Origin of the sequence: Frankia sp. R82 (assembly GCF_023716925.1) — a bacterium.
GTDB lineage: Bacteria > Actinomycetota > Actinomycetes > Frankiales > Frankiaceae > Frankia.
The window spans coordinates 1-1,000 of record NZ_JAMQQG010000177.1; the positions used below are offsets into that span (position 1 = coordinate 1).

Consider the following 1,000-nt stretch of genomic DNA (forward strand, 5'->3'; position numbering starts at 1 on the left):
CCGATCCTCCCTGTTCAGGAGCACTTTCCTCTTTGCGGCAACCCAACAGACGATCACCCCGGTGAAAGCCCGAGGCTCAGGGTCAGGGATCAGGGTCGGGAGTCAGGGGTCAGACATCCCATTAGAGGGCGTCCTGGGGACATGGGGCCCGGTTGCTGGCGTAGGCGGCGGTGCGCCACAGGGTGGCGTCGCCGATGCGGCGGCGGTAGAGGCCGCACAGCTTCGTCTTGCCCGAGTAGACGTATGCCATCAGGGCGGCGGGCACGTCGTCGTACCCCGTGGGCACGGCGAGCAGGGCGGCGCGGACGCCGCTCTGGCCGGTTATGTAGCCGGGGCCGACGTTGTAGATCCAGTCCACCAGGGTGTCGAACTGGTGCTGGAAGAGCGGCGTGTTGGGAATACCGGTGCGAATCGCCGGAACAATACGCGAGGTAATGTCGGTATAGGCGATATATCGGGCCTGGTCGCGGGTTATGGTTCCCCACTGCAGGCGGTCCGGATCGGTGCATAGACCACGGTGGATCAGGTGGCCGCTGCCGATTGTGCAGTTGCCGGTCGCGTCGTCGTACGGGCTGGCGCGAAATCCCTCCCAGGTGAGGATGTACTCCAGACCGGCCGCCGAGAGGTTCAGGTCTTTGGGCAGGGCTGCGAAGAAGCCTGCTGCCGGACTACCATCGGGGACGGCCGTCGGCGCGACCGCCGCCGCGGCAGTGCCGGTCCCGATAACGGCCCCACCAGCGATGACGAAGGCGAGTGCCAGGGCCGTCACCCTCCGGGTAGAACTCCGGTGTTGATGGGACCTGCCGTGGCCCGGCCGTCCGGCGTGCCGGCGGCGAGCCGATCGTCTGATGCCGGCGGTTGTGCGCCGTAGGGCGTGCGCGAGCACAGTGCGCACCAATCCTCCCGTTATTCGCGGAACCGTGGGTGTGAAGTTGACCCGATTCTGTTCACACCTGGGCTCTTTGAGATAATGGACTCAGGGAGGAGTACAGGTGCCGAG

At 66.0% G+C, this 1,000-nt stretch carries 1 protein-coding gene; it reads right to left on the reverse strand.

Features of this window, described 5'->3' with window-relative positions:
- Positions 1-121: 121 nt before the first annotated feature.
- The gene (locus ND747_RS16470; RefSeq protein ID WP_251734488.1) at positions 122-769 is read right to left on the reverse strand and encodes a lysozyme; all 648 of its coding nucleotides are present in this window, start codon (positions 767-769) and stop codon (positions 122-124) included.
- Between the last annotated feature and the right edge of the window lie 231 nt (positions 770-1,000).